This is a genomic window from Allobosea sp. 2RAB26 (genome assembly GCF_052115465.1).
Taxonomy (GTDB): domain Bacteria; phylum Pseudomonadota; class Alphaproteobacteria; order Rhizobiales; family Beijerinckiaceae; genus Allobosea.
The window spans coordinates 283,470-310,050 of record NZ_JBFRGS010000006.1 but is presented as its reverse complement, the minus strand read 5'-3'; the positions used below and the strand labels follow the sequence as shown (position 1 = coordinate 310,050).

The following is a 26,581-nucleotide window of genomic DNA, read 5'->3' as shown; positions in this document are numbered from 1 at the left end:
AGACAGTAGCCGAGCGCCGACTTTCGCGACACAGGAGCCTGTGCGATGACGATGAGCGAAGCCGAGCCTCGAAAACTTGTGTCGGAGAGGCGCTACGTCACGATCGTCTTCGTCGACCTCGTCGGTTACACCCAGTTGTCGGAGCAGCTTGATCCGGAAGAGCTCCGTCTCGTTCAGCGCCGCTACCAGCAACTGACCCTGACGACCATGGAGCGCTATGGCGGCTTCGTTGCGAGTTACACGGGCGACGGTGTCCTCATCTTCTTCGGCTATCCCACGGCCCGCGAGAACGACGCGGAACGGGCCGTCCGTGCCTCCCTCGAGCTGATGGAGCGGATCAAGACGCTGAACACGAGCATCGAGGATGGCACCGTTCCGGATATCGCAGCGCGTATCGGCGTTCACACGGGCCTCGTCGTGATGGCACCGGCCCGCGTCAGCAGCGGCTCCAGCGAACTCGGTGCGGTGGGCGAGGCCATCAATCTCGCGGCGCGACTGCAGGCTGAGGCCGCGCCTGGGACGGTCGTGGCGACCCGGGAGGTCACCGACCTCACCGCCGGGCTGTTTGAAGTCAGGGCCCTCGGCCCAAGAGCCATCCGGGGCCTTTCGCGTGAGATCGAAGTCTTCGAGATTGCTCGTGAGCGATTGGGAACGGCGCGGCGCCGAGGCAGGGTCGCGAGCAGTGTTCCGATCGCTGTCGGCCGGGAAAGCCATCTCCAGAGCATCCTTGCGCGCTGGACCAGCGCAACGAGCGACAGGCGGGCGCAGTTCGTTCTCGTGGCCGCGGATGCCGGAGTTGGAAAGACAAAGGTCATCACGGAGATCTGCGGTCATCCCGCGCTCTCCGATGCAGCGATCTACATGACCTATTGCCATGAGCTGTTCGCGAGTACGCCGCTCTACCCGGTCGCGAGCTTTCTCTGGGCACGGGCTGGTCTCAAGTTCGAGGACGACAACAAGGTGCGCGGCGCGAAGATCGGCGCCGTCCTGGACGAAATCGGCCTCAACACGCCGGAGAACAACGAAATACTGGCAAGCCTGATCGGTTTGGCTGCAACCGGCATCCGCGAGCAGTTTGCCCCGGCCCCGACAATGTTCAAGCGCAAGCAGTATGAGTTCGTCATCTCGGTCATCGTGCGCACGGCCCGCCGGCAGCCGACCCTTGTGGTGATCGAGGATGCGCATTGGCTCGACCCGTCCTCTGCGGAACTCTTGCGGGAACTCCTGACCGCCGGGAGCGATGAGGCGCTGATGGTGGTGGCAACCGCACGGCCGTTCCCGCGCGCCGAGGGGTTACCGGAGCCGGACGAAGTCGTGACGCTGGAGCCGCTGTCGGGGGAGCAGAGTCTCGCGCTGGCGCACGCGATTCCGGGTTCGGAGGAGCTGCCTCCCGAGAAGATCGCGCAGGCGGTCGCTGCCGCGGAGGGCGTTCCGCTCTTTGTCGAGCAGTTCGTGCTCTCTTTGATCGACGAACACATCCAGACGCCTCATCCCATCCGCAAGCCGTCGAATGTCCCGCTTCTCCTTGCGGAACTCATGTCCGAGCGGCTCGACCGGCGCCCGGGTGCGCGACCCGTCGTACAGGCCGCGGCCTGTATTGGTCGTTCCTTCACCCCGGTATTCCTCGCCCACGTCCTGGAGAAGGGCATCAGGGAGGTGATCGCGCCTGTCGAGGCGCTGGTCGACGCCGAGATTCTCCTGCCCAAGCGCATAGGTGGGGAAATCCGCTATGAGTTTCGGCATTCATTGCTTCAGCGCATGGCTCATGAATCGATGCTCGCCACCGAACGGCGCGCGATCCATGACCGCATTCTGGGCCTGCTCGATCAGGGGGACGGCGTCGATATCCCCTTGCCCGAGGTCACAGCGCACCATCTCACCGAGGCGGGCCGCTACCAGGAGGCAGTCAAGGCCTGGCTGAGGGCCGGAGCGAGCGCCGGACAGCGTTCTGCCCATATCGAGGCTATCGGGCATATTCGCCACGGATTGTCCCTGCTCGACAAATTGCCGGACGACATGGCGCGGACGACGCTCGAGCGCGGTCTTCAGGCGGCGCTGGTCGGCTCCATCACCGCCGCGCAAGGGCCGACATCGGCAGGTTTGCTGCAATGCTGCAAGCGCGGGCTGGAGCTTTGCAGCGAAGACGAGCCCTCCGCATTGATGTTTCCGTTCCTGTTCGGAAAGTTCACATTCGCCAATTGCAGCGGCGATGTGCCTGAAGCCGCGTCGCTGGCCCAGAACTTCCTCGATCGATCCGAGCGCGCGGACTATGGCTCTGGCCGAGCCATCGGGCACCGTCTGATCGGCATGGTGCGGCTCGGCCAGGGCAAGGCCGACGAGGCGATCGAGCATCTCGAGCACTCCCTGCTCATCGGAGAGCGTGATCGCGATGAGGCAAGTACATTCATGTTCGGCCAGAACACCGAGATTCACACCAGATCACTGCTGAGCCTCGCTCATTTCTGCCTTGGCAATGTCGGCGAGTCCCTGCGCATAGGCATCGATGCGCTTCGTTCCGCAGACGCCTTGCGGCATCCTCATTCCGCGGCGATTCCGATGTCCTATGTCGGTGGCTGGGTCTTCGGGCTGTCGAACGCGACCAATGAGCTGATGCAAGAGGCGGGGCGGTTGGTGGCACTGTCGGAACAGCACGGGCTCGCAGGCTTCCGGGCCCATGGCGCGGCATTCCTGGGCTGGGGGCTCTGTCAGAAGGGTGATCTCGCGCGCGGCGCAGCAACCATGCAGAGGGCGATCGCGGCATTCGAACGCGTTGGCTATGTGCTGTCCCTCTCCGGCTATCTCGCCAATCTCGCCGAAGCTCAGCTTCAACTCGGGCAGCTGGCGGAGGCCCAAGCCTCCTGCGACCGGGCGATCGCGTTGATGTCGCGAAGCGGTTCGCTGTGGCTGGAGCCGGAGCTGGATCGGATCCAGGCCGGCATCATGGCCAGGGGCGCACGGGCGCAGCAGCAGGATGCGGAGGCGGCACTGCGCTCGGCGGTGGAGAAGGCAAGGCGGCTGAACTCTCCCGTGCTGGAACACCGCTGCCTGGCTTCCCTCCGGGAGCACCTCAGGCCGCAGGGCCCCGATCCCGCGGTCGAGGCGCGTCTGGAGGCTCTCGCACGCTTTGACGATCTGTCCGGGACTGTGTCGCGCGCCTTGCGGGACACGGGCGCCGCGGCAGACATGTCCCGTGCCGCTGGCCAGATGGTGTCATAGGCCGCTGATGCGAGCAGCCGCGGCAGCGGCGCAATCTCCCGTCGCGCTACAGGCAGGCATAGCAGATCGCCCTGACATGGCGCAGGTCGGTGCCGCAGCAGCCTCCGAGGACACGCGCGTTCTTGAGCTGCTTGCGCAGGCTGCGATAGCGATGAGCGAGGTCGAGGGGATCCCCAGCATCGAGTTCGGTCGCCATGTCGAGTTCGGTGTGGCTCAAGGTCGAGGCGTTCGCCCTCAAGCCCCCGATCCTGTCGAGCCAGGGTGCGCTGCCGGAGATGACCCGCTCGAAATGCAGGGGATGCGCGCAGTTGATCATGTAATGGAGGGGATAGGCCTCGGTTGCCTCATCGACGCGCTCGATCGCATGGCCCAGGGGCTCTCCGCTCGGGAGCCTGCCGTCGGTCTCCAGGGTGAAGGAGATGACGGCGGGCATTCGGTGAGCCTGCGCAGCGGCGGCGATGCCGATCGCCTCGTTGCTGTAGGTCATCGTGATGGCGCTCACCATGTCCGCGTCGGTGCGGGCAAAGGCCTTGACCTGATCCTGATGGTAGAGCTGCGCTTGCCGCGCGCTCATGCGCGTATCGATCCGGTAGCCATCCCCACGCGGCCCGATCACGCCGTTGATCACGATCCTTGAATCGCTGGTTTCGTAGTGAGGACGCAGCTCCATCGCCAGCTGAACCGAGGCTCTCTGAACCTCCTCGATCATGGTGCGCGAGTAGTCCAGCTTGCGGGCCCAATCGGGATTGGCGCGCCAGGTCGGCGTATCCAGAATGAAGCCCTTGCCGTACTCGGCGGCGAGCGTGAGATAGGGCAGGAAATAGGCCTTGAGGCGGGCTCGGCCTTCTTCGCTGCGCACCAGCGGGAAAGCGGCGAAGAATGGCAATTCAAGCCCGTCACGAAAGGCGAGTGTCGTTTCCAGTCCGCCGTCCGTGAGGAATTCTCGCGCCAGGACCTGCGGAAGAATCGCCCTGTACTTGGCCATGGCCTTTCCCCTGTGTGGGATTGTCGCCGAACCCTTCCCGGAAAGGCGGATGCGTTCTGTGATCTGGATCACAGATGCTGTCAGGCGCCCCAGAGCGCGACGGAGATGCGTTGGCGCCTGCCGCGAATCTCGACTGTGCGAATGCTGTCGGGTTCGCGGTGGCGCTTCCGGATGTCGCCGGATGCGACGAGGAGCTCTGCTGAAACGGCAAGCGCGGCGCCTTGCTCCTTTGCGACTTCCATCAAGCGGCTCGCGACATTGACGCTGTCCCCGGTCGCAGTGATGTGCTGATGCGCTTCGTGCCCGAGACGAGAGACGATGACCGGGCCGAAATGGACACCGACACGAAGATCCGGATGGCCAATCGATACCTCTTCGCCGGTGGCCCACTCGCGCATATCCTTGAGCAGTGCCCAGGCCGTGGAGAGGGCGTGGCCGGCATCATCGGCGTGCGGATCTGGAATGCCGAACGCGATCATTGCACCGTCGCCCATGAAGGAGATGACGAGCCCGTCATGCGCGGTCACCTCGTTTTCGATGAGCGTGTGAAACGCCTTGAGAAATTCGCGTGTTCGCGTGAGGCCGGCCTGCTCGCTCAGCCGCGTGAAGCCCGAGAGGTCCGCGAACAGGATCGCAACCGTCTGTTGCACCGGCTCGCGCAGGAACCCCGGGTCCCGTGCAATGCGATCTGCGAGCAATGGCGGCTGAAACTGCCGTAAAGCGGCTTCGGAACGGGCGATATCCGTGGCCTGGCGGCGGTCCCATGTCTGCCGTAAAACCACTGCGAGGACGACAGGTGGAATGACTGACGCCAGCGGGAGCGCCGAACTGAGCCAATAGCCTGCGGCGAAGAGCGCCGTGGTGGCCAGCAGCCAGGCAGCGAGACCGAAGACCGCTGCGCCGACGCCGATGCCGAGCGGAGCAGAGGCGATGAAGAAGACGGAGCCGGTGGCCAGCACGAGTGCCACGCCTGCGTCGAGCAACCGCACCTCGTGATCCCGGACCAGTCCGGTGCCGGCGATCAAATGAGCGATGCCGGTCGCCAGGACCTCCACGCCCGGCGTCACGGGATCGAAGGCGGTGCTGAAGGTGTCGCCGATAGCCGTGGCGGTGACGCCGACAATGACGATACGGCCCCGCAGGCGCTCTACGGGCACGGTGCCCGCAAGCAGGCCGGTTGCACTGATCGTTTCGAAGCTGCCTCGCGGGCCGTAGAACCGGAGCGGAAGATGGAATCCGAGGTCGAGCTTCACCGGGCTGCCTGCCAGGCGCACGGTATCGACGCCGAACACAGGAGCCTCGCCCTTGAAGCCTGCCGCCACACTTAGGACGAATGATGGCATGACCCCGCGGTCGGTCCGGAAAAGCAGCGGCACATGCCGCGGCGTGCCGCTTGCGTCGGATGAAATATTGACGAGACCGACGGCTGCCAACCGGTCGAACGGCGACAGCGGCCAGAGCATCTGTTTCGGTGCCGGTAATTGCGAGCTTCCTTCCTCGTCCCGGCCGAAGCTGCCGGCCGCGGCGACGAGTGAAGGCGTTCGTTCGAGAGCCTGGGCAAGCGCCTCATCTGTCTCGGGCGAGGTCGGGTCGACGAGCAGCAGGTCGAGTGCAAGGGTGCGTGGGGCCGCGGTTCCAATGGCGAGGATCATCCGAGCCAAAGTGGAGCGCTGGAGCGGGTAGCCGCGTTGCTGAGCCACGGTTTCATCATCGATGGCGATGATGACGATTTCGCCTGGGGGTGAGCGTCGACCGGCAATAAGCAGGCGCATGTCGGCGAGCGCCGCCTCGACTCGGTCGAGAGGATTGCGCTCGCCCGCGAGATGCATTCGCCCCAGAAATCCGGACCAGAGCGCGGCGATCACGAGGCAGAGGATGGTGATCGACGCGGGCAGGCGGACACTGCGCGTCGAGGTCACCGCCCGAACCGAGCAAGCAGCCCTGCGGCGCGCTCGCGGGACCAGCGGTGCACGTCAAGTCGCTTTTCCTGGGAGACGTCAACGCCATCGCCGGGATTGAGTTCGACGGGGTCCGTGCCATCGCGGCGCGTGACACGCACGCGCCCTTCGGCGACGAACACCGATGTCTTCGAGGTCGTTACGTCGACGGCATAGATCGTGCCGCGGACCGAGGCGATGGCGTGGGGCGTCAGGATCTGGAGGGGCCCGCGGCGACGGGGTAGCTCGACCAGAAGGCCTTTGCCATCCAATGCGATTGATTGAATCGCGCGGCCGGGCTGTGGCGATTGGACCTGGAAGCGGGTGGCGGCCTCCGCTTCAATGATCAGGCCACCGCTGCACCGGAACACGGTTCTCGGCGGATCGGTCCGCGCTGACGGGGTGCAGCCCGTAGGTTGTTGCGCGGCGGCGGGCGGGATCGATGCGCAAATGGCGCAAGCGGCAATCGAGAATCGGAGGAAGCGCATGGCAAGCCTCTCATGCTCGGTATTCAGATCGCGCCGGACTTCGCCAGCTGCCGAAAGCTGTCGACATTATGAATCACGAGGCGGCCCCGTCCAAGGGAGAGAATGCCGATCTGTTTCCAGCGCTGCAGCTGGCGGTTCACGGTTTCGCGGGTGACGCCGGTCAGCGCCGCCAGTTCCTCCTGGGAAATGTGCAGCTCGCTGCCATAGTCGGTGACGAGCACTTCGATGCGTCGCGCCAGCCGTGATGCGGCTGGAAGGAAGGCCGTGTCCTCCATGCGCTCGCTCATGCCGCGCAGCCGCTCGCAGAGCAATTCGATCAGCCGGATTGCAATCAGTGGCTCGTTGTCGAGCAGATTCAGGAAGTCACGCCGCGGCACGAAGAACATCTCGGTGTCTTCCAGCGCAATGGCGTCGGCGCTGCGGGCGCGACCGTCGAGAAGGGCGATCTCCCCGAAGACGTCGCCGCCTCCCAGCAGGTTCATCGTCAGCTGCTGGCCGGCATCGTCCGTGGTGCCAATTCGGATCCGGCCATGCCGGATGGCATAGAGGCCATCGCCGGGATCGCCCTTCAGGAACAGGACCTCGTGCGGTGCCAGGTGCCTCGGCAGGCAAATTGCGGCGATCTTGACCAGGGCGTCGTGAGCAAGCCCAGCGAAGAACGGATTTACCGATAGAAGCCGAACCACCAGATGCGGCGCGCTGCGCATTCCCAAGTCCCCCTGTTCTCTCCGTTGCTAGGAAAAGCTGACGCCTATGTGACCTGTTTCACAGAAGATAGCACGGGAACGGCCGAAAACCCCCGCCCGAAGGCCGCAGCGACCGCAGCCCGCAGTCGCTGTGTGTGCCGCTCCGAACGGGAGTTTCGCCGTGCACCACACCGCCAACACTCATTCCACGCCGTTCAGGACAACCTCGCTCGAACCGCTGCGCGAGCCCGAGACAGTGACGCAGGCGGGCGAGTGCCCCTTTCTTGGCAGGATGACGCGCGCGAGCCGCGCGCTGGTCACATCGCTGGCGCTCGCCTTTGGCCCGCAGCGCGGGCAGTCGCAGAGCGTTGCCATGGATGCGCATACATTGAATGACATTGGGCTGAGCCACGCCGAGGCTGCCCAATGGGGGCCGCTGAGCCGTTACATGCCACGCCCCTGGGGCGAGACGGATACGCTGAACTGATGCGCAGGCGCAGGGAAGCTATTGTCCGCAACACGCGAAAATTGCGGTACGCTGGAGCGCAGCGCTCACATCACAGGCCGGATGCGCTCCATGGCGGATGGTTCCTCTCTGCAGGCGGCCCAGCGCTTGCGCTCGCGGCCAGGACAGGCGGCAGCGCAAACCACGCCTCAGGCGCCGGTTGAGGCGAGCGCGCCCGCAGCAACAGGCTTGTTTGCCTATATCTGGCGCAACAGCCGCCGGCAGCAGCTCCAGATCATCGCGATCGTGCTGCTGTCCTTTCCCTTCTACTATCTTTCGCTTGAGCTGCCGAAATACATCATCACGGACGCCATCCAGGGCCGCGCCTTTTCCGGTGGGCAGGAGACTGCACGGCTCTTCCGGTTCTCGCTCGCCCTACCGGCCCGGCTCGGGGGCAGCCGTGAACTTCTCAGCGGCGTCATGCTCGATCGCATCAGCTATCTGTTTGCGCTGTCCGGCCTGTTTCTGCTGCTGGTGCTCATCAATGGCGCCTTCAAATACGTCATCAACATGCGCAAGGGGGCCTTGGGCGAACGGCTGCTGCAGCGCCTGCGCGCCGACCTCTTCGCGACGCTGCTGAGTTTCACGCCCGAGGCACGGCGCCGGCTCAAACCGTCCGAGGCCGCGACTGTCATCAAGGACGAGGTCGAGCCAGTCGGCGGTTTCGTCGGTGATGCCTTCATCCAGCCGGTTCTGCTCGGTGGCCAGGCGCTGACGGCGCTGATCTTCATTCTGCTGCAGAATCTGGCGCTGGGGTCGATCGCGGCAGGCATCGTTCTCGTGCAGGCCGTGATCATTCCCCGGATGCGGCGTGAGCAGATCCGGCTTGGGCGACAGCGCCAGATCGAGTCGCGGGCCCTTGCCGGCAAGATCGGCGAGGTCGTCGAGTCGCTGGACGAGGTTGCTGGCCACGGCACCTCTGCGGTCGAAAAAGCACTCGTCGCAGTGCGCCTCGAGAGGCTGTTCGGCATCCGCTACCAGCTCTATGGGCGCAAATTCGCGGTCAAGTTCCTGAACAACCTGTTGGCCCAGCTGACGCCATTCCTGTTCTACACGATCGGGGGGTATTTTGCCCTGACCGGCCGTCTCGACATCGGCCAGCTCGTCGCGGTCATCGCCGCCTATCGTGACCTGCCGACGCCGGTAAAGGAACTGATCGACTGGGATCAGCAGCGTCTCGACGTCGAGGCGCGGTTTCAGCAGGTCACCCAGCAATTCTCGCTGGACGATGCCCCGGCGCCGGAACGGCCGCAGGCCCCGCTCTCCGGAGATGGGATCGTGCCTGGCGAAGGCATGATCGCGGCCAAGGGGCTGACGGTTCTTGGTCCGGCCGGCGACCGGCTGCTCGAGCGCGTTTCATTCGCTCTGCCCTTGGGGGGGAACATCGCCTTGATCGACAAGGCGGGGGAAGGGGCGGCTGCGTTCGCGTCTGTGCTCGGGGGCAGTATGGCGCCGTTCGACGGCGCGGTGACGCTGGCCGGTATTCCCTTGGCTTCGTTGTCCTCCGAACGGCGAGGGCGGACACTGGCCTATCTCGGAGCGGAGCCCGTCATTCTCGATGCGTCCCTGCGCGACAACATTCTCTATGGCCTGCGCCGCCCTGTTGTCGCCCAGGCCGGGGCCCAGCCCTGGTCGCTCGACTTCAGCGGCGCCGGCGTCGCGAGCAGGCACGACCTCGAACATCTCCTGGTCGAGGTGCTAGGCGTGGTCGGGCTCGCTGAAACGGTGTTCCGCTTCGGCCTGCAGCGCCAATTGAGTGCGGACGACCCGACCGAGATCGTCAACAGGGTTGCCGAGATCCGTACGAGAATTCGCTCCAGGCTGATTGGGCGCGGGGCGGGCGATGCGGTGGAGCCCTACGATCCCGAGCAATACACACGAAACGCGACCATCGGCGAGAACATCCTGTTCGGCGTCGTCACTGATCCCGGCTTCGCCGGGGAACGCCTGGCCAGTCACAAGCTGGTGCGCGCCATTCTGGACGCGCAGGGCCTGACCACGCTTCTGACCCAGATCGGGCGGCGTATCGCGGCGACCATGCTCGAGATCTTTCGCGATCTTCCAGCCGATCACGTCCTGTTCGAGCAGTTCTCCTTCCTTTCCGCGGCCCAGTTCCCTGACTATCAGGTCATTCTCGGGCGGGCCGAGGGCCGCACCCTCCGGGAGGCCGATCGCTCCCGGTTGATCGCGCTGGCATTTCTCTATGCGGAGCCGCGGCATCGGCTGGGGCTGCTGAGCGAGGCGGACGAGGTCCGCATCCTCGCCGCGCGGCAGTCTTTCCGCGCGCAGGCCACCCCGGAGATGGCGGATGCCATCGCCTTCTACGATCCGGCCTGTTACTGTCCGGCAGCGCCTCTGCGCGACAATCTCTTGTTCGGCTGCGTTGCCAGCAGCAGTGCTGCCGACGCGGAGCGCGCGCTCGAGGCCATCCGTGAGAGCCTGATCGAACTGGGCCTGGAGCGTGACGTCTATCGTTGGGGACTTGAACAACAGGCCGGCTATGGCGGACAGTTCCTGTTTCCGGCTGCGAAAGCGGCCGTTGCTCTGGCACGTTGCCTGATCAAGCGCCCGCAGATCATGATCCTGAACGACGCGTTGGCGTCGTTCGGGCAGGCCGAGGCTGTCAGGCTATTCGCACGGATCACGACCTTCATGAAGGGGCGGACCATTCTCGTTGCCGGCCGGCAGATTGCGGAACTGGGTCGTTTCGACGCCAGCCTTGAATTCCACGGAACCAACTCCGTCAGTTCCGCAGACGCGGCGGTTCAGACGCAAGCTCAGTCCGACGAGGCGTTCGTGAGCGATCAGTTTGACGCGGGCAGTATCGAGCTGCGCGCCCTGCGTTCCGTGCCGATCTTTGCCGATGTCGATACGGTGCGCCTGAGGTTGCTGGCCTTCACTGGCGAGCGGGTCGAGTTCGCGGCGGGGGAGGTCATCTTTCGCCAGGGAGACGAGTCGGACGCCGCCTATCTGCTGATCACGGGCTCGGCCGACGTCGTGTCCGAGGCGTCGGGGCCGCCTGTCCGGATCTCGACCATGAACGCCAACAGCCTGTTCGGTGAAATGGGGATCGTGACGGATGATCCTCGCTCGGCAACGGTCATCGCGACCACGCCGCTGACGGCGCTCCGCTTGCGCAAGGAGGTTTTCGTCGCTCTGCTGACGGAGTTCCCTAACATGGCCCTCTCGGTGACGCGGTTGATCGTCCGGCGCCTGCAGGACAATGTGGTTACGCTGAGCCAGCGGCACTGAACCGGCCTCTGGCAGGCGCGTCAGGGCAGTTGCAGTGGGTCGACCGAGATCGCCCGCTTCAGCGTCCTGAGACCGAAGGTTGTTCGTGACTGGCGAATTCCGGGGATCCGGTACAGCGTTTCACGGAGGAAGCGCTCGTAGTGGTCGGTGCCGCTGACCACGACCTTGACGAGATAGTCGTATTCGCCGGTGACGAGATGCGCCTCGACCACTTCGGGAATGCGCGCCAGCGCGTCCCCGAACGTGTCGAGCACCTTGTCGTCGTGTTTGTCCAGGGTGATTTCGACGAAGACGGTGTTGTTGAGACCCAGCGCCGCGTGATCCAGGACTGCCACATAGCGCTCGATTGCGCCGCTTTCCTCCAGCCGCCTGACCCGTGTCCAGCAGGGCGATGGCGAGAGCCCGACCTTCTCGGCCAGTGCGCTCGTCGTCAGCCGGCCATCGGCCCGCAGAGCGGACAGAATCCGCCGGTCGATAGGATCGAGAGCGTCGCTGCGCCTGGACTTGCCGGTCATCGGGAGAATCTTCTGTAGATCGACGGAGTGGCGGAATAATTGACCGAGATTTCGTCGAAGGTCGAGTACATTCGGGAAATCTCTTTCCGTTTGCCGGATTAACGTCGTTGCGGCGTGGGGGAAGGCGTGATGACAGGGCGAACGCAACGGCGAGTGCTGGTGAAGGCGTCGACCAGCGACGCCTATGACGGGCTGGTCAGGCTTCTGGTCGATGCCCAGCGCCTAGGCTTCGCCCTTGTCGAACTGTCGAGCTCCCGCCAAGATGACGGACGAACCGCGATCCGCATGGTCATCGAGACCGAAGGCGTCTCGGACTGCGCGGAGATCGGCTTCCGCCTTGCCCGCCATCCGGCGCTCGCAGCCGTTGAGGCTTTCGAGTTCGGCGACGAGCCGGGTTCATTCTATGTCGGCTCGCTGCATGCGGGTCGGCAGGGCGCCCTTGCCGGAGTGCGGGCATGACCGATCAGCCGTTGCGCTTTCATGTCCCCGAACCCGCCAGCCGCCCTGGCGGCAGGCCGGATTTCTCCAATGTCGTCATCCCGGAAGCGGGCTCGGTCCGCCGGCCTCCGGTCGATATCGATCCCAAGGAAATTCGCGATCTCGCGTATTCGATCATCCGCGTGCTCGACCGGGAGGGGCAAGCTGTCGGCCCGTGGGTGCCCGATCTCGACAGGGATGCTCTGATCCGGGGCATGCGCCACATGATGACGCTGCGCGCCTTCGATGCCCGCATGCAGATGGCGCAGCGCCAGGGCAAGACCTCGTTCTACATGCAGCACACCGGGGAAGAGGCGGTGAGCTGCGCCTTTCGCATCGCGCTCGGCCCGGAGGACATGAATTTCCCGACCTATCGCCAGGCTGGGCTCCTCATCGCGCATGATTATCCGCTCGTCGACATGATGTGCCAGATCTACTCGAATGAGCGAGACCCGATCAAAGGCCGCCAGCTTCCGGTCATGTACTCGTCGAAGGCGCACGGCTTCTTTTCGATCTCCGGCAATCTCGCCACCCAGTTCGTTCAGGCGGTAGGCTGGGCCATGGCCTCGGCGATCAAGGGCGATCGCAGGATCGCCGCCGCCTGGGTCGGCGACGGCTCGACAGCGGAGTCCGATTTCCACGCCGCCCTGGTCTTCGCCTCGACCTACAAGGCCCCGGTCGTCCTCAACGTCGTCAACAATCAGTGGGCGATCTCGACCTTCCAGGGCATTGCCCGCGGCGGCTCCGGCACTTTCGCAGCGCGCGGACTCGGCTTCGGCATTCCGGCCCTGCGCGTCGACGGCAACGACTACCTTGCGACCTACGCAGTGGCGCAATGGGCGATCGAGCGCGCGAGGCGCAATCTCGGGCCCACGCTGGTCGAATACGTCACCTATCGCGCCGGCGCCCACTCGACCTCGGACGACCCCTCCGCCTATCGGCCCAAGCATGAATCGGAAGGTTGGCCGCTCGGCGACCCGCTGATCCGGCTGAAGCAGCATCTGATCGCATTGGGCGCCTGGACTGAAGAGCGGCACAAGCAGGCCGAGGCCGAGATTCTCGCAACCGTGATCGCCGCGCAGAAGGAGGCCGAGGGCCACGGCACCCTGCATGCCGGCGGCAAACCCTCGGCACGCGACATCTTCGAGGATGTCTATGCCGAACTGCCTCCGCACCTGCGCCGGCAGCGTCAGCAGATCGGAGTCTGACGCGATGGCTCGAATGACGATGATCGAGGCGATCCGTTCGGCGCTCGATGTCTCGATGGGGCGCGACGAGAATGTCGTGGTCTATGGCGAGGATGTCGGCTTCTTCGGCGGCGTGTTCCGATGCACCCATGGCCTGCAGCAGAAATACGGGGTGAACCGCTGCTTCGACGCCCCGATCAACGAACTCGGCATCGTCGGCACGGCAGTCGGCATGGCGGCCTATGGCCTGCGCCCCTGCGTCGAGATCCAGTTCGCCGACTACATGTATCCGGCTTACGATCAGATCGTCTCGGAGGCGGCCAGGCTGCGCTACCGTTCGGCCGGCGATTTCACCTGTCCGCTGGTGATCCGCATGCCGACGGGCGGCGGCATCTTCGGCGGCCAGACGCATAGCCAGAGCCCGGAGGCGCTCTTCACCCATGTTTCCGGGCTGAAGACCGTGGTGCCCTCCAACCCGCATGACGCCAAGGGCCTCTTGATCGCCGCAATCGAGGATCCCGATCCCGTCATCTTCCTCGAACCGAAGCGGCTCTATAACGGCCCGTTCGACGGTCATCACGATCGCCCCGTGACACCCTGGTCCAAACATGCGCTCAGCGAGGTGCCGGACGGCCATTTCGTGCTGCCGCTCGGCAAGGCCGCGATCCGGCGCGAGGGCGCGAGCGTCACCATCATCGCCTATGGCACCATGGTTCATGTCGCCGAAGCGGCAGCCGAAGAGACCGGCACCGACGCCGAGGTCATCGATCTGCGCAGCCTGCTGCCGCTCGACCTCGATACGATCGTGGCCTCCGTGCGCAAGACCGGCCGCTGCATTGTCCTGCACGAGGCGACGCTGACCTCGGGGTTCGGCGCAGAACTCACGGCCCTGGTGCAGGAGCATTGCTTCTACCATCTCGAGGCGCCCGTCATGCGCGTCGCCGGCTGGGACACGCCCTATCCGCATGCCCAGGAATGGGCCTATTTCCCCGGCCCGGCGCGCGTCGGCGCCGCCCTGCGTGAGATCATGGAGAGCCGATGATGGCGGAACGGGTCATCAAGCTTCCGGATGTCGGCGAGGGCATTGCCGAGGCCGAGCTCGTCGAGTGGCACGTCAAAGTCGGCGACATCGTGCGTGAGGACGATCTCCTTGCTGCTGTGATGACCGACAAGGCGACGGTCGAGATCCCATCGCCGGTCGACGGGGAGGTAGTCTGGGTCGGCGCCGATATCGGCGACACCGTTGCGATCGGCTCGGCGCTGGTCCGGCTGAAGGTTGCAGGCGAGGGCGCGACCGATCACGGCGAACCGGAAGGGAGCGAGGCGCCGGAGCTGGTCGTTGTCGAGCAGCCTGTCGCCGCGCCGAAGAAAGAAGCTCCCGCCCCCGCTCCGGCAAAGCTGACCGAGGCCAGGCCCGCTGCATCGCCCAAGCCGCGCGCGGTCTCAGCTCCCACGCTGAGCGCCGTACCGAGGCGGCAGGCTGGCGAGAAGCCGCTCGCTTCGCCGGCCGTCCGGCTGAAGGCGCGCGAGGCCGGGATCGACCTGCGCCAGGTCGTGGGCTCCGGCCCGGGCGGGCGCATCACTCACGAGGACCTCGACAGCTTCGCGTTGCGCGGGCCCGAGGCCGAACGTGCGCCAGGGCTGGCGCGCCTGACCGCCGTCACCGACGTCAGGATCGTCGGCCTGCGCCGCAAGATCGCCGAGAAGATGGCGCTGTCCAAGGCACGCATCCCCCACATCACCATCGTCGAGGAGGTCGACGTCAGCGCGCTGGAGGACCTCCGCGCAGTCCTGAACAAGAAGCCGACGCTCGAGCGACCGAAGCTGACGCTTCTGCCCTTCGTGATGCGGGCGCTGGTCAAGGCGCTGGCCGAGCAGCCGAACCTGAACGCGCTGTTCGATGACGAGGCCGGGATCGTCCACCAACATGCCGGCATCCATATCGGTATCGCGACCCAGACGCCGACAGGACTGATCGTGCCGGTCGTGAAACATGCCGAGGCTCGTGATCTCTGGGACTGCGCCCGGGAACTCGGCCGGCTCGCCGAACGGGGACGCGAAGGCATCGCGACCCGGGACGAATTGACGGGTTCAACGATCACGGTCACATCGCTCGGCGCGCTCGGCGGCATCGCCACCACGCCGGTGATCAACCACCCCGAGGTCGCCATCGTCGGCGTCAACAAGATGACGATCCGGCCGATGTGGAACGGCACGAGCTTCGTCCCGCGCAAGATGATGAACCTGTCGTCGAGCTTCGACCATCGCGTCATCGACGGCTGGGATGCGGCCGTCTTCGTGCAGCGGCTCAAGGAGCTTCTGGAAAACCCGGCAATGCTCTTCGTGGATGCCTGACGCCATGACCGAGATCACCTGCAAACTGCTTGTCATCGGCGCGGGCCCGGGCGGTTATGTCTGCGCCATCAGGGCTGGCCAGCTCGGCATCGACACCGTGATCGTCGAGAGCACGAAGCTTGGCGGCAGCTGCCTCAATGTCGGCTGCATTCCGTCCAAGGCGCTGATCCATGTCGCCGATGAATATGAGAAGCTGGCCACGGCCGCGCAGGGCAAGACGCCGTTCGGGCTCACGGCCTCGGCGCCGGCGCTCGATTTCAAGCAGGCCATCGGCTGGAAGGACGGGATCGTCCAGCGCCTGAACAACGGCGTCGCCGCGCTCTTGCGCAAGTCCAAGGTCAAGATCGTGCATGGCCGGGCTCGCTTTCGCGACGGCAAGACCGTTGCCGTCGAGACCGAGACGGGCCCGAAGCTGATCCGGGCCGAAACAATCGTCATCGCCACCGGCTCTGCGCCGGTCGAGCTGCCCTTCCTGCCCTTTGGCGGCACTGTGATCTCGTCGACGCAGGCATTGTCGCTGCCCGCGGTTCCGGGGCGGCTGGCGGTCGTCGGTGCCGGCTATATCGGCCTGGAACTGGGGATCGCCTTTGCGAAGCTCGGCTCGCAGGTCACCCTCGTCGAGGCGTTGCCACGGATTCTTCCGCTTTACGATGCCGAGCTGACCGCGCCGGTCGAGAGATCGCTGTCGAGGCTCGGCGTCGAGCTTCTGCTCGGGGCGAAGGCGCGCGGCGCGACTCCGGACGGCAAGTCCCTGCTGGTCGAGACGGCGGAAGGCGAGGAACGGCGGATCGCGGCGGACGCGATACTCGTCACCGTTGGCCGCAAGCCGGTGCTGTCCGATCTCGGGCTCGGGGAACTGGTGCTCGACATGGATGGCAGCTTCATCCGCATCGGCGAGCGCTGCGAGACCTCGATGCGCGGTATCCATGCGATCGGGGATGTCACCGGCGAGCCGATGCTGGCGCACCGCGCCATGGCGCAGGGCGAGTTGGTGGCGGAGATCGTCGCCGGCCTGCCGCGCGCCTGGGACAAGCGTTGCATTCCGGCGATCTGCTTCACCGATCCGGAGATCGTCTCGGCCGGTCTTTCACCGGACGAGGCGCGTCGCGCCGGCTTCGAAATCAAGACCGGGCAGTTTCCGCTGGCTGCCAGCGGCCGTGCGATGACGCTCCACAGCGAGCAGGGCTTTGTGCGCATCGTCGCGCAGGCCAAGACCCATGTGATCCTGGGTATCCAGGCAGTCGGGCAATCCGTCTCCGAACTCAGCGCGGCGTTCGGGCTCGCCATCGAGATGGGCGCAACGCTCGAGGATATCGCCGGAACGATCCACGCCCATCCGACGCTTGGCGAGGCCGTGCAGGAGGCGGCGCTGAAAGCGCTCGGCCACGCCATTCATATCTGACGCGATTGCGGCTGTGACTGCGCTACGGCCCGGGCTTCATTCGGCAGCCCGCGCAACCGAGGGGATGACTGCCGGTCTCGGCTTCGCTGTGCCATCGCCCTGCCTTCGTTCGCTGCGCCGGGGCGGCTCGATTTCGAACGAGATGGTGCAGCCCGTTTCGGTGTCGGCGATGATCAGTTCCCGGCCGTACTCGGCCAACGTATCCGAGACGATTGCAAGGCCCAGTCCGGATGAATGATGACTGTCCGGAGCGAAGTGGACGCCACGTTGCAGGATCAGTTGGCGTCGGTCTCCCGGCACGCCGGGCCCATCATCGCTGACCGAGAGAACGGTGCTGCCGCCGTCAGCGGTGTGGACCTGCACCGTAACGGCGCTGCGTGCCCATTTGCGCGCATTGTCGAGCAGATTGCCGACGACCTCGGCGAAGTCGTCGGTTTCCATCGCGGCGCTGACGTGTTCGGGAATCGTGACGCTCCAGCTGATGCTGTCGGCGCTGTCGATGCGGCTCATCAGATCGACCAGCCGGTTGACGATCGGCAGCACGAGCGTTCTCATGCTCACCGCCTGGATCGCACCGTGCGTCCGCGCCCGCGCAAGCTCTCGCTCGACATGTGCGCCGATTGCTTCGCATTGTTCACGCAGAATGGCTGCATGCGCGTGCTGTCCGGACTTTTCAAGGCGCGCCACTTCGCTCGACAGGATCGTGAGCGGCGTCTTCAGCCCGTGGGCCAACAGGCCCGCCCTGTCGCGCGCTTTGCGCACCAGCTCATCCTGGCGATCGAGCAGCCTGTTCAGATCATCGACCAGCGGCTTGATCTCCTCGGGAAGGGTACCTGTCAGGCGCGATGTGCGGCCTTCGCGCACGGCGGTGAGACTCGCGCGTAGCTGATGAAGGGGGCGCAGGCCGAACCGCATCTGCAGCCAGGCCCCACCGATCAGCAACAATGCGAGCAGGAACAGGATCTTGGCGACATCGAGGGAGAAGGCGTGGCGCAGTTCGCCGATATCGGCATGATCAAGCGCGACGGCCAGCTGGAACGTCCGTGGGCCATCTGCGCCATCGAGCTTCACCGCGCGTTCGAGGACGTAGAGCTCGGATTTGTTCGGCCCGTCGATCTCGAACGCGCCCTTGCTCTTGTCCTCCCCCTTGACCGTGCTCGTATCGAGGATCTGGTCCCAGAGCGAGCGCGAGCGCAGATGCTGCACCGCCCCTTCGCTGATCTGCCAGTAGGCGCCGCCATAGGGCAGCTGATAGCGCGCATCGGCGAGATCGTGGTTGATTAGCGGGTTGCCGTCTGCATCGAGCTCGAACGCCTTGGCGAGTTCGCTGGAGCGGATCTCCAGCTCGATCGCGATGCGCTTCAGGACATGCTGCTCGAACACCAGGATGAGCGCTGCGCCTGCGGCCGCGAGCGTCACGGCAATCGTCAGGGCTGCGATCGTCAGGATGCGCTTGCGGATCGAGCCCGAGCTCATCGCCTCAGCTCCCGATGATGTAGCCGTGGCCACGCCGGGTGCCGATCGTCTCCGCCCCGACCTTGCGGCGCAAGCGCCCGACCAGCACTTCGACAGCGTTGCTGTCGGGTTCGTGATCGCCGCCATAGACATGGTCGATCAGTTCGCCCTGTGACACGACCCGCCCCTGATTATGCACGAGATAGCGCAGCAGCCGGTATTCCAGCGGAGACAGTTCGACATTGCGCCCGCCAACCGCAACCGTTCTGCGGCGCGTGTCGATATTGAGGTCACGATACACCAGTTGAGGCGTCAGGTGACCGCCCGCCCTGCGAATGAGTGCGCCGACCCGGGCGACCAGTTCCTCGGCCTGAAACGGCTTGGGCAGATAGTCGTCGGCGCCGGCGTCTATGCCTTCGACGCGCTCCATCCAAGCGCCGCGCGCGGTGAGGATCAGAATAGGTGTCCTGACCGAGGCTGCCCGCAGCTTGCGGACAACCGAGAGCCCGTCGAGCTTCGGCAGGCCAAGGTCGAGCACGAGCGCATCGAAATCGTCCGTCTCGGCGCGAAACCAGGCGGCCTCTCCATCATGGACGACCTCCGGAACATAGCCGGCTTCCGTGAGCGCGGAGGCGACATCGCTGGCGATGCGCCGTTCGTCCTCCACGACGAGAATTCTCATCATCGCCTCCGCATTTGGAGGATCCGGTTGCGCCGGGCGTCGACTACGACTTCGCGGTAGCGGCCTGTGCCGTCGAGAACCAGTAGTTCATAGCGCCATTCGCCCGTGGGCGCGAGGCGCAGGTCGACCTCGAGCACGTCGCCGGGAACAGCCGCGCGCACCACCGACAGGACGGCGCCGAGCGACACGACCTGTCCCCCCTGGGTCGCCTGACGTGCGAAATCGGCACTCGTATTGCCCCAGTGCTGGCCGGTGCTGACGGCATCCTCGCCGTTCCTGCCGCCGCGACCCGAGCGACCACGCTGATTGTCTCCCGAATTCTGGCTCGCGGCGGATCCGCCGTCATGGCCCGATCTGCCGCTGCCGGAATTGCTTCCGCTGTTGCCGGAGCCGCCGCCGCCGCTGGATCCGGAGCCGCCACTGGAGCCGCCGCTGCCACCGCCGGAGCCGCCACCACCGGAACCGCTACCTCCGCTTCCGCCTCCAGAGCCACCTCCACTCCCGGAACCGCCGCCACCCCCACTGCCTCCGGAACCGCCGCCACCCCCACCGCCGCCAGAACCGCCGCCATCGCCTCCGCCATCCTTGGCAAAGGCGGGGGCGATCCAGGCCGGGCTTGTCGCGACGAGCGCAAATACGACCGCGAGGGCCGAAACCGCGCGCCACAGGGCGATGTTGCGTGAATGTCGCATGGTAACTTTCGAAGCTACGACACCCAAGCTGACATTTCCCTGACAGGCCGCGTCAGGCTGGCGAGGTTCGAGGGCGCGCAGGCTCTGCTTCGTCACCGAGGAGAGAATGATCGGCGGTGGCTATGGCAAGGAGATACGACCATGACATTGCGATCACTTATGCTGGCGACCACCATCCTGGTGGCGACCACCGGCTCGCAGGGCGCGAGCGCCGCCATCCGTGACGACAGCTCGCCTCACCTGGAAGGCATCATCCGCCTGGGCGCGTCAGCCCTGTCCCGGAGCGGTGAGGGCGAGAGCGATTCCCCAGCGCACAGGAATGTATCGTCGCATGAGGACCCGGCCCGCGTCATCCTGGCGCGCGACGGCGGCGGCGGAGGAGGTGGCGGCGGAGGTGGCGGCGGAGGCGGCGGCGGAGGTGGTTCTGGAGGCGGAGGGAGCGGTGGAGGCTCCGGTGGTGGCAGCGGCGGCTCTGGCGGAGGCAGCGGAGGCAGCGGAGGCAGTGGCGGCGGAAGTGGCTCCGGTTCCGGCTCAGGCTCCAGCGGCAGTAGCGGCGGCAGCGGCCGCGGTGGCGACAGCGGTGGTGGTCTCGGCGGTTCGTCGAGCGGCGGTGGCAGCGCAGCCGATGCGCGTGGCCGCGGCGCCGATGATGGAGCCGGTCATGCCCGAGGCGGTCGCGGTGCTGATAACGCTGTAGGTCAGGCTCGGCATGGGCGTGGAGCGGATGATCCGGCCGGCCATGTGCGGCAAGGACGGGGTGCGGACGATGCGGTCGGTCAGGCCCGGCGTGGGCGTGGAGCGGACGATCCGGCCGGCCATGTGCGGCAGGGACGGGGTGCGGACGATGCGGTCGGTCAGGCCCGGCGTGGGCGTGGAGCGGATGATCCGGCCGGCCATGTGCGGCAGGGACGGGGTGCGGACGATGCGGTCGGTCAGGCCCGGCGTGGGCGTGGAGCGGACGATCCGGCTGGCCATGTGCGGCAGGGCCGGGGTGCGGACGATGCAGTCGGCCAGGCCCGGCGTGGGCGTGGGGCAGACAATCCGGTCGGCGACGTACGTCGCGCCCGCGGCGCCGACGACCCGGCCGGCCATATCCGGGGTGGCCGCAGGGCGGATGACCAGGCCGGTCATCTCTGAAACAGACCGATGCGCGAGGCTCAAGGCCGCCTCGCGCATCCTCTGGCATCCTGCCTGATGTGGGAAGCGAGAGGCTGGACAGGCTGGCTGTCTCGGCTCGGCGAGCGCGACGGTGACTGCGAACGGCTTGCGCGATAGGTTGGCCTAAACTAGGCGCACCCTCGTGAAGCAACGGTTCCTCGCGTTTCTCGGATTATGGATACCGCTGGCGCTCATCGCCCTTGCCCTGGCGGCTGCTACCGAATTCGTTCGGGTGCGGGACGGGCTGGAGCGGGATGGCGGCACTCTGCACCGCGTACTGTCGCAGCGCGTCGATCAGCATGACGCCCATCTGACCAGTCTCGCAGCAGTCCTCGCAAGCTCGGATGCATCATCCGCAACCTTCCAGGCTGTGGTCGAGGCGATGCAGCGCTTCTATCCCCGCATCGCTGCTGTCGCCCTGATCGATTTCCCCAAGTCATCCGAAATGGATGTCGGCAGCCCACCATCTGCTCTCCGGGATTTCGATATGGCGGCGCTTGCGGGAAAGCTCCGCGAGCTCGGGCCAGGGCAGGCTGGGACGGTCGCCAGCCGAGGGGGGACGCCGTTCTACGCGCTGGTCAAGCGCCTTCCCGACACTGCGTCCGAAGTCCGCGCGCTCATCCTGGTGATCGACGGCAAGCTCCTGGTCGAACCGGAGGGCGGCCTGCCGCACGAGATCGCTCTCGTGCTTCGGGATGCTGCCGGAGCGATCCTCGTTCAGACCGGGGTAACCCTTCCCGAACAGGGAGTGATCCCCCGTCTCACCTATGAAAGGGCGCTGGGCAGTCGGTCACAGCCGCTAGTGCTGCACCTCGCCGGGCAGCCGGTTCTGGCGGATCTCCTCCCGCCGCGCACCGCATTCGTCGTACTGACCGCGACGGGGCTCGCGGTCTTCCTGTTGCTGGTGATCCGGCGCGAGAGACGGCGAACGGCGGGCGCACGGGAGGCCATGCGCCTGCACCAGCATGAGGCCCGGCTGGCCCATGCGATGCGGGTCAATACAGTCGGTGAAATGGCGTCCGGCATTGCCCATGAGATAACCCAACCCCTAACGGCGATCCTCAGCCAGAGCCAGGCGGGCCTTCGCCTGGCTCGGTCGGGAGGGAAAACCCCCGACGAACTCGTGAGCGTGCTTGAAGCCAATGTCCGTCACGCGCGGAGGGCGGGCGAGATATTGGAGCGGCTGAGGGCCTATGTCTCACGACGTGATCCGGTCCGGCAGCCTGCCGATCTCAACCAGATTACCCGCAATGTGGTCGAATTGGTCGAACGCGACCTGCAGGAGCGCGCGATCACGTTGCGGCTGGAGCTGAGCCCCATTCCGCCATGGGTGGTGGTGGATCGCGTTTCCATCGAACAGGTCGTGCATAATCTGGTTCGAAACGCTGCCGAGGCGCTCGACGCGATGCCGGAGGAGCGGCGCGTGATCACGATCACGGTCCGGGAGGTCGCGGGGGAGGCGGTGATTTCGGTCGCGGATCAGGGGAGCGGCATCGCGGATGCCGATATGGCGCGCCTCTTCGAGCCGTTCTTCACGACCAAGAGCGGCGGAATGGGCCTTGGCCTGCCATTATGCGAGCGCTTGGTCGAAAGCGCGGCCGGACGCATGGAAGTCCGGAACGGAGCGGCGAGTGGGGCCGTCTTCACGATCCGTATCCCCGCCTTGATCGCGGAGCGGAAGGTTGCTGCGGAATGAAACCGGCTGCACGCACGGTCTATCTGGTCGATGACGACAGCGATGTCAGGGAAGCGTTGACCCTGCTGTTGAAGACCATGGGATTCGCCGCGAAGCCGTTTTCGAGCGCGCAGGCTTTCCTTGATCGCCCGGATCCGCGGCAGGATGGCTGCGTGGTCGTCGATATCCGCATGCCGGGGGTCTCGGGTCTGCAGCTGCTCGAACGGATGGCCACCGAGGCAGTGCGCATGCCGACGGTTGTGATCACCGGCCACGGCGATGTCACCGCCTGCCGGCGCGCATTCAAGGCAGGGGCCGTCGATTTTCTGACCAAGCCGGTCGATGAGCAGGTTCTGCTCGAGGCGATCGAGGCCGGTTTCGCGCAGCGCGACGACCTGAGCCGGGATCAGGCAGAGCGGAGCGAGCGAGCCGCACTGCTCGCCCGCCTGACCCCACGCGAGCGCGAAATTCTCGATCTGGTCGCGCAGGGCCGGTCGACCAAGGAGATCGCACGCGCGCTCGACCTCTCGCCCCGCACGGTCGAGACCCATCGTGCCAATATCGGGGAAAAGCTTGGCGCGACCTCGGTTGCCGCCATGGTGCGGGCCGCGCTTTAGGGCTCGGCCTCCGGCAGGTCTCCGTATGATTACGGAGATGGCTCCGGCACCACACCGATAATCTTCGCCGCCGCCTCGGGCTAACCTTTCTCCGTCGAGCACAGGGTTCGATCACGCTCAGTACCGGAGAAATCATGTCCATGATCCGCCTTGCTGCCGCCGCAGCCCTTGCGCTTGTCCCCGTCGTCGCCGGGGCTCAGGTTCTTCAGGAACGGAACATGCCGCTGGCCATCGCCCAGGAACTCGCCCAGGCCACCGTCGAGGCTTGCGCGGCCAAGAATTTCAATGTGACGGCAACCGTCGTCGATCGTGCCGGGCTCGTGCGCGCCGTGCTTCGCGCCGATCGGGCCGGGCCGCACACTGTCGAGGCCAGCCGCGCCAAGGCTTTCACCTCTGCCTCTGCCCGCAACGCTACCTCGGCGATCGCGGAGGGCGCCGAGAAGAATCCGGCCGCTCGTCATCTTGCGTCGATCGAAGGCTTCCTGCTGCTCGGCGGCGGCGTGCCGGTCAAGGTCGGTGACGAGGTCATCGGTGCGGTCGGGGTCGGGGGCGCTCCCGGGGGGCATCTTGATGAAGAATGCGCCAATGCCGGCATCGAGAAGGTGAAGGCGAAGCTGCGCTGAGACTATTCTTAGGCATGTCGATGAAGGCGGCCGGCGCTCGGCCGTCTTCGGGATCGTCGGAGTGGGGCAATGTCGAGAACGCTGTTCGCCGCCGTAATCCTCGCGGTCGCGACCCTGTCGGGCCAGGTGCGGGCGCAGACGCCGCCGAGTGCCGCGGAATTGTCCGCCTATCAGGGCCTCCACGCCGCTGCCGCGTCCGGCGACGTCGCCCGCGTCAACCACCTTGCCGCGACGGGGGCTGACCTGAACGCCCGGGACGGGAACGGCCGCACGCCGCTCCATGTCGCGGCCTTTCGCGGGCAAGGGAGCGTGGCGCGCGCCCTGATCGTCGCGGGAGCGAACCCGGCGCTTCTCGACCACCAGCGTTATGATGCCGTCACCATCGTCGCAGTCAGTGACGATGTGCCGACGTTGAAGGCTCTGCTTGCTGCGGGCGCGGCCGCGACCCTCGTCACCAGCCGCTATGACGGCACCGCGCTGATCGCCGCCGCCCATCTCGGCCATGAGGGCATCGTGGAGGAGCTGATCAAGGCGAAGGCGCCCCTCGATCACGTCAACAATCTCGGCTGGACAGCGCTGATGGAAGCAGTGGTGCTCGGCAATGGCGGCCCACGGCATGTCGCGACAGTGCAGGCGCTGGTCGCCGCCGGCGCCAATCCCGGGATTGCTGATCGGGACGGCCTTACGCCGCTGCAACATGCCCGCGCACGGGGCTATCAGGCCATCGTCGAGGCGCTTGAAGGCAGGCGCGTTCGCTGAGCCAAGCCGGGCCCGGCAAATCTCTCGGGCGCTGGTTCCCGTCGGGCTCACGTCAGGCGGCCGTCCGTGATCTCGGAATCCTGGACAGCGCGAAACGCGCGGATTGCCGACGTCAGGCTAAAGCATTGGCCCGAAAAGTGGATTGCGGTCTTCGGAAAAGCCGATGCAAACACAGAAGGCCAGATCATCGGACCGGATACGATATCCGGTCCGATGATCTGGCCTTGGGCGGCGAGCGCAACGCTCCCGACCTTCTTGGTTGGGAGCGCTATCCGGCTTCAATCAGCCAACTGGTGCTCAAGTACCTGATAGAAATCATCATTGGCGGGGTTCGCAGCCAGCGCGAGGGTGGTCTCGTCGGAGGGGACACTCAGCCCTCCGGCAAACGCCTTGAACGCACGGGCAAACTCTTCTTCCAAAAAGCAGAGCCGTATCGCCATCTTGTCCCTGGGCAGGGCGACAACGCGATAGGGGATTTCCCGCAGACTGAGCCACGCGTCCATGGCGTCGAGCTTGAGGCGCAGATTCACATCCTCCGTCGTGACCAGGACGTGATGAATCCAGTGGGGGGCATCAACGACATCAAGGCATGCCATGCCAATTTCCCCCACTCGCAGATTTTCTCACCGCGCTGCTCCTAAATCTGGGGTTTCTCGCTTAGGTTGTATAGGGCGAATTCCTGCTTGTTCACAGTATTGAGGGGGCCCGCGGGAAAATCGCGCGGCACGTGCGCGGTGGGGTGTCGGAATGTTCGTTCAGTCCTGGCTCGGCCGACCAGGGGCGGCTCGGATGCAGCATCACAGGCGCGCTGCAGGGGCCATGACGCCAGGCGCGAGAGCCAGCCATCTGCATCGCTGGCTTCCCTCGGCTGTGCTCTGGATCTCCAGAATTCAAAGAGGCTTTCGGCGGCTCTTGCTGGCGGGACGAGAGCCATGGAAGCGTTCATGGGCTTGACACCGATTTGGTCATATGGAACGTTCCAGGTCGAAGCTGGAACGTTCTAGAAGCCCGGCTCATGGAAACGCGACATGGAGAAAGTGCATGGACGAGCATAATCCGTCACGCCGCGCCGCTTTGGGCGCGCTAGCCTTGGGGACGGCCGCCGCTGCTGCGGTCACTGCAAGCACGACGACAGCCAGCGCCTCGACGCCTGAGGAATTCACAAAGCGCGGCAGCATTGCCATCGGTGTCGTGTCGGGCGTGCCGCCTTTCGGCATCGTCAATGAGCGCGGCGAAGCATCGGGCTACGATGTCGATGTCGCCAATCTCATCGCCAAATACATGGGCGTGAAGGCGGAGATCACCGCGCTGGCGCCGCCGGCACGCATTCCCGCCTTGCAGGCCAAGCGCGTGGACCTGCTGGTCGCGACGCTCGGACCGACGCCGGAGCGGGCCAAAACCATCGTCTTCCCGATGCCTTACAGCGCCTTCCGCATGTCGATCATGGGCGCGAACGATCTGGCCGCGAAGTCTCTGGCTGATCTCGCCGGCAAGCGCGTCGCGGTTCCGCGCGGCAGCCCGCAGGACACCACCCTGACGCGCATGGCGATGCCGGGTACGAACATCGTGCGCTTCGATGACGATGCGATCTGCGCCCAGGCGGTCTTCAGCCGCCAGGTCGATGCCGCGGCCCTTCCGGACACCACGGTCAATCAGATTCTGGGTCAGAACAAGGGCGCCAACGCCGAGCTCAAGTTTGCCTTCGCGCTGCAGCCCAACTCGATGGCTGTCCGCAAGGACCAGATGGAGCTGCATCAGTGGCTCAACAACACGATCTGGTTCATGAAGAACTCTGGAGAGCTCGACGAAATCTCCAAAAAGTTGCTCAACGCGCCTCTGCCGGAGCTTCCGGTCTTCTGAGCTAGCGCACCGGTGCGCCCTGGCGGCGCACCGGCTTCGTCTTCTCCCACGATCG

23 protein-coding genes are annotated in these 26,581 nt (G+C 65.6%); 13 read left to right on the top strand and 10 right to left on the bottom strand.

Going from position 1 to position 26,581, the window contains the following annotated elements; translation table 11 throughout:
• Positions 1-45 precede the first annotated feature (45 nt).
• Complete coding sequence (locus AB4118_RS13985; protein WP_441490288.1) at positions 46-3,216, top strand: ATP-binding protein; 3,171 nt, start codon at positions 46-48, stop codon at positions 3,214-3,216.
• 46 nt (positions 3,217-3,262) lie between these two features.
• Here AB4118_RS13985 and AB4118_RS13980 read toward each other — a convergent pair whose 3' ends face one another.
• The 4 genes from AB4118_RS13980 to AB4118_RS13965 all read right to left on the bottom strand — a co-directional run bounded on the left by AB4118_RS13980 (position 3,263) and on the right by AB4118_RS13965 (position 7,333).
• Positions 3,263-4,201 (bottom strand): homocysteine S-methyltransferase family protein, encoded by a 939-nt coding sequence (locus tag AB4118_RS13980; RefSeq protein WP_441490287.1) that lies wholly within the window; start codon positions 4,199-4,201, stop codon positions 3,263-3,265.
• Between the two features lie 80 nt (positions 4,202-4,281).
• Positions 4,282-6,120 carry a CHASE2 domain-containing protein gene (locus tag AB4118_RS13975; RefSeq protein ID WP_441490286.1) on the bottom strand — a complete coding sequence of 613 codons (1,839 nt, stop codon included), beginning with the start codon at positions 6,118-6,120 and terminating at the stop codon, positions 4,282-4,284.
• The gene (locus AB4118_RS13970) at positions 6,117-6,626 is read right to left on the bottom strand and encodes a FecR domain-containing protein (protein ID WP_441490285.1); all 510 of its coding nucleotides are present in this window, start codon (positions 6,624-6,626) and stop codon (positions 6,117-6,119) included. The genes AB4118_RS13975 and AB4118_RS13970 overlap by 4 nt, the downstream gene beginning before the upstream one ends.
• A gap of 23 nt (positions 6,627-6,649) precedes the next feature.
• Positions 6,650-7,333 carry a Crp/Fnr family transcriptional regulator gene (locus AB4118_RS13965; protein ID WP_441490284.1) on the bottom strand — a complete coding sequence of 228 codons (684 nt, stop codon included), beginning with the start codon at positions 7,331-7,333 and terminating at the stop codon, positions 6,650-6,652.
• A 160-nt stretch (positions 7,334-7,493) separates the two neighbouring features.
• Here AB4118_RS13965 and AB4118_RS13960 point away from each other — a divergent pair, with 160 nt between their 5' ends.
• Together AB4118_RS13960 and AB4118_RS13955 are read left to right on the top strand one after the other, a co-directional pair.
• Positions 7,494-7,799: a hypothetical protein gene (locus AB4118_RS13960; RefSeq protein ID WP_441490283.1), complete on the top strand. Its 306-nt coding sequence runs from the start codon at positions 7,494-7,496 to the stop codon at positions 7,797-7,799.
• A gap of 90 nt (positions 7,800-7,889) precedes the next feature.
• Complete coding sequence (locus AB4118_RS13955; RefSeq protein ID WP_441490282.1) at positions 7,890-11,069, top strand: cyclic nucleotide-binding domain-containing protein; 3,180 nt, start codon at positions 7,890-7,892, stop codon at positions 11,067-11,069.
• 20 nt (positions 11,070-11,089) lie between these two features.
• On the opposite strand, the gene AB4118_RS13950 is transcribed toward AB4118_RS13955, so the two are convergent.
• Positions 11,090-11,584, bottom strand: a complete 495-nt coding sequence (locus AB4118_RS13950; RefSeq protein ID WP_441490281.1) for an Lrp/AsnC family transcriptional regulator — start codon at positions 11,582-11,584, stop codon at positions 11,090-11,092.
• 129 nt (positions 11,585-11,713) lie between these two features.
• Here AB4118_RS13950 and AB4118_RS13945 point away from each other — a divergent pair, with 129 nt between their 5' ends.
• The 5 genes from AB4118_RS13945 to lpdA are packed head-to-tail and all read left to right on the top strand — an operon-like array spanning position 11,714 to position 17,005.
• The gene (locus AB4118_RS13945) at positions 11,714-12,043 is read left to right on the top strand and encodes a hypothetical protein (protein ID WP_441490280.1); all 330 of its coding nucleotides are present in this window, start codon (positions 11,714-11,716) and stop codon (positions 12,041-12,043) included.
• Positions 12,040-13,269, top strand: a complete 1,230-nt coding sequence (locus tag AB4118_RS13940; protein ID WP_441490279.1) for a 3-methyl-2-oxobutanoate dehydrogenase (2-methylpropanoyl-transferring) subunit alpha — start codon at positions 12,040-12,042, stop codon at positions 13,267-13,269. The genes AB4118_RS13945 and AB4118_RS13940 overlap by 4 nt, the downstream gene beginning before the upstream one ends.
• Before the next feature lie 4 nt (positions 13,270-13,273).
• A complete protein-coding gene (locus tag AB4118_RS13935) occupies positions 13,274-14,290 on the top strand; it encodes an alpha-ketoacid dehydrogenase subunit beta (RefSeq protein ID WP_441490278.1) in 1,017 nt (338 codons plus the stop codon).
• Entirely contained in the window at positions 14,290-15,603 is a 1,314-nt protein-coding gene (locus AB4118_RS13930; RefSeq protein WP_441490277.1) for a dihydrolipoamide acetyltransferase family protein, read from the top strand. The genes AB4118_RS13935 and AB4118_RS13930 overlap by 1 nt, the downstream gene beginning before the upstream one ends.
• A gap of 4 nt (positions 15,604-15,607) precedes the next feature.
• On the top strand, positions 15,608-17,005 hold the full coding sequence (gene lpdA, locus AB4118_RS13925; protein WP_441490276.1) for a dihydrolipoyl dehydrogenase: 1,398 nt from the start codon (positions 15,608-15,610) through the stop codon (positions 17,003-17,005).
• A 36-nt stretch (positions 17,006-17,041) separates the two neighbouring features.
• Here lpdA and AB4118_RS13920 read toward each other — a convergent pair whose 3' ends face one another.
• From AB4118_RS13920 to AB4118_RS13905, 4 genes are all read right to left on the bottom strand, one after another.
• Complete coding sequence (locus tag AB4118_RS13920) at positions 17,042-18,481, bottom strand: ATP-binding protein (protein WP_441490275.1); 1,440 nt, start codon at positions 18,479-18,481, stop codon at positions 17,042-17,044.
• Positions 18,482-18,485: 4 nt separating this feature from the next.
• Positions 18,486-19,142 carry a response regulator transcription factor gene (locus tag AB4118_RS13915; RefSeq protein ID WP_441490274.1) on the bottom strand — a complete coding sequence of 219 codons (657 nt, stop codon included), beginning with the start codon at positions 19,140-19,142 and terminating at the stop codon, positions 18,486-18,488.
• Positions 19,142-19,834, bottom strand: a complete 693-nt coding sequence (locus tag AB4118_RS13910) for a PepSY domain-containing protein (RefSeq protein WP_441490273.1) — start codon at positions 19,832-19,834, stop codon at positions 19,142-19,144. Before AB4118_RS13910 ends, AB4118_RS13915 begins: the two co-directional genes overlap by 1 nt.
• A 531-nt stretch (positions 19,835-20,365) precedes the next feature.
• Positions 20,366-21,010 carry a hypothetical protein gene (locus AB4118_RS13905; RefSeq protein WP_441490272.1) on the bottom strand — a complete coding sequence of 215 codons (645 nt, stop codon included), beginning with the start codon at positions 21,008-21,010 and terminating at the stop codon, positions 20,366-20,368.
• Between the two features lie 124 nt (positions 21,011-21,134).
• Between AB4118_RS13905 and AB4118_RS13900 the strand changes: the two genes are divergently transcribed.
• From AB4118_RS13900 to AB4118_RS13885, 4 genes are all read left to right on the top strand, one after another.
• Entirely contained in the window at positions 21,135-22,688 is a 1,554-nt protein-coding gene (locus AB4118_RS13900; RefSeq protein WP_441490271.1) for a sensor histidine kinase, read from the top strand.
• On the top strand, positions 22,685-23,284 hold the full coding sequence (locus AB4118_RS13895) for a response regulator transcription factor (RefSeq protein WP_441490270.1): 600 nt from the start codon (positions 22,685-22,687) through the stop codon (positions 23,282-23,284). Before AB4118_RS13900 ends, AB4118_RS13895 begins: the two co-directional genes overlap by 4 nt.
• A 134-nt stretch (positions 23,285-23,418) precedes the next feature.
• Positions 23,419-23,907, top strand: coding sequence for a GlcG/HbpS family heme-binding protein (locus AB4118_RS13890; protein WP_441490269.1), 489 nt, complete (start codon positions 23,419-23,421; stop codon positions 23,905-23,907).
• 69 nt (positions 23,908-23,976) lie between these two features.
• A complete protein-coding gene (locus AB4118_RS13885) occupies positions 23,977-24,666 on the top strand; it encodes an ankyrin repeat domain-containing protein (RefSeq protein WP_441490268.1) in 690 nt (229 codons plus the stop codon).
• A gap of 278 nt (positions 24,667-24,944) precedes the next feature.
• Here the strand turns inward: AB4118_RS13885 and AB4118_RS13880 are convergent, their stop codons facing one another.
• On the bottom strand, positions 24,945-25,262 hold the full coding sequence (locus AB4118_RS13880; protein ID WP_441490267.1) for a hypothetical protein: 318 nt from the start codon (positions 25,260-25,262) through the stop codon (positions 24,945-24,947).
• A gap of 445 nt (positions 25,263-25,707) precedes the next feature.
• On the opposite strand from AB4118_RS13880, the gene AB4118_RS13875 reads away from it, so the two are divergent.
• Complete coding sequence (locus tag AB4118_RS13875) at positions 25,708-26,526, top strand: transporter substrate-binding domain-containing protein (RefSeq protein WP_441490497.1); 819 nt, start codon at positions 25,708-25,710, stop codon at positions 26,524-26,526.
• The last annotated feature ends 55 nt before the right edge of the window (positions 26,527-26,581 follow it).

Excerpts from the sequence above, each read along its gene's own strand:
- AB4118_RS13950 (WP_441490281.1), bottom strand. The coding sequence starts at position 11,584 with ATGACCGGCAAGTCCAGGCGCAGCGACGCTCTCGATCCTATCGACCGG.
- AB4118_RS13875 (WP_441490497.1), top strand. The coding sequence starts at position 25,708 with ATGGACGAGCATAATCCGTCACGCCGCGCCGCTTTGGGCGCGCTAGCC.
- AB4118_RS13905 (WP_441490272.1), bottom strand. The coding sequence starts at position 21,010 with ATGCGCGAGGCGGCCTTGAGCCTCGCGCATCGGTCTGTTTCAGAGATG.
- AB4118_RS13885 (WP_441490268.1), top strand. The coding sequence starts at position 23,977 with ATGTCGAGAACGCTGTTCGCCGCCGTAATCCTCGCGGTCGCGACCCTG.
- AB4118_RS13895 (WP_441490270.1), top strand. The coding sequence starts at position 22,685 with ATGAAACCGGCTGCACGCACGGTCTATCTGGTCGATGACGACAGCGAT.
- AB4118_RS13955 (WP_441490282.1), top strand. The coding sequence starts at position 7,890 with ATGGCGGATGGTTCCTCTCTGCAGGCGGCCCAGCGCTTGCGCTCGCGG.
- AB4118_RS13935 (WP_441490278.1), top strand. The coding sequence starts at position 13,274 with ATGGCTCGAATGACGATGATCGAGGCGATCCGTTCGGCGCTCGATGTC.
- AB4118_RS13930 (WP_441490277.1), top strand. The coding sequence starts at position 14,290 with ATGGCGGAACGGGTCATCAAGCTTCCGGATGTCGGCGAGGGCATTGCC.
- AB4118_RS13985 (WP_441490288.1), top strand. The coding sequence starts at position 46 with ATGACGATGAGCGAAGCCGAGCCTCGAAAACTTGTGTCGGAGAGGCGC.
- AB4118_RS13910 (WP_441490273.1), bottom strand. The coding sequence starts at position 19,834 with ATGCGACATTCACGCAACATCGCCCTGTGGCGCGCGGTTTCGGCCCTC.
- AB4118_RS13940 (WP_441490279.1), top strand. The coding sequence starts at position 12,040 with ATGACCGATCAGCCGTTGCGCTTTCATGTCCCCGAACCCGCCAGCCGC.
- AB4118_RS13915 (WP_441490274.1), bottom strand. The coding sequence starts at position 19,142 with ATGAGAATTCTCGTCGTGGAGGACGAACGGCGCATCGCCAGCGATGTC.
- AB4118_RS13970 (WP_441490285.1), bottom strand. The coding sequence starts at position 6,626 with ATGCGCTTCCTCCGATTCTCGATTGCCGCTTGCGCCATTTGCGCATCG.
- AB4118_RS13945 (WP_441490280.1), top strand. The coding sequence starts at position 11,714 with ATGACAGGGCGAACGCAACGGCGAGTGCTGGTGAAGGCGTCGACCAGC.
- lpdA (WP_441490276.1), top strand. The coding sequence starts at position 15,608 with ATGACCGAGATCACCTGCAAACTGCTTGTCATCGGCGCGGGCCCGGGC.
- AB4118_RS13880 (WP_441490267.1), bottom strand. The coding sequence starts at position 25,262 with ATGGCATGCCTTGATGTCGTTGATGCCCCCCACTGGATTCATCACGTC.
- AB4118_RS13890 (WP_441490269.1), top strand. The coding sequence starts at position 23,419 with ATGTCCATGATCCGCCTTGCTGCCGCCGCAGCCCTTGCGCTTGTCCCC.
- AB4118_RS13965 (WP_441490284.1), bottom strand. The coding sequence starts at position 7,333 with ATGCGCAGCGCGCCGCATCTGGTGGTTCGGCTTCTATCGGTAAATCCG.
- AB4118_RS13920 (WP_441490275.1), bottom strand. The coding sequence starts at position 18,481 with ATGAGCTCGGGCTCGATCCGCAAGCGCATCCTGACGATCGCAGCCCTG.
- AB4118_RS13980 (WP_441490287.1), bottom strand. The coding sequence starts at position 4,201 with ATGGCCAAGTACAGGGCGATTCTTCCGCAGGTCCTGGCGCGAGAATTC.